This window comes from Italian clover phyllody phytoplasma str. MA1, from assembly GCF_000300695.1.
In the GTDB taxonomy this organism is placed as follows: Bacteria; Bacillota_I; Bacilli_A; order Acholeplasmatales; family Acholeplasmataceae; genus Phytoplasma.
On sequence record NZ_AKIM01000164.1, the window covers coordinates 1 to 294 of the forward strand.

The window sequence follows — 294 nt, forward strand, 5'->3', positions numbered from 1 at the left end:
AAAATATAAAGAAATAGATAAAAATGGTAATATTAAATATTTCAAAACTAAACTTTATAAAACAGTATCAGATTTTAAAAAATTAGAAGCTAATATTGATGATTTAAGAAAAATTGGTTTTACAATTAAAGAATTAAAAAATGGCGGATATACAGCTAAGGAATTAAGAGCTGCTGGATTGGCATCTAGTGCATTAAGAGCTGCTGGATATACAGCTAAGGAATTAAAAGCTGCCAGATTTACAGCTAAGGAATTGAGAGATGCTGGGTATAAACTTAAAGAATTAAGAGATGG

The 294-nt window shown here is 27.9% G+C and carries 1 pseudogene; it reads left to right on the top strand.

The window, feature by feature from the left end:
- Positions 1-294, top strand: a pseudogene (locus tag RI01_RS03725) (DUF2963 domain-containing protein); the annotation flags it as partial.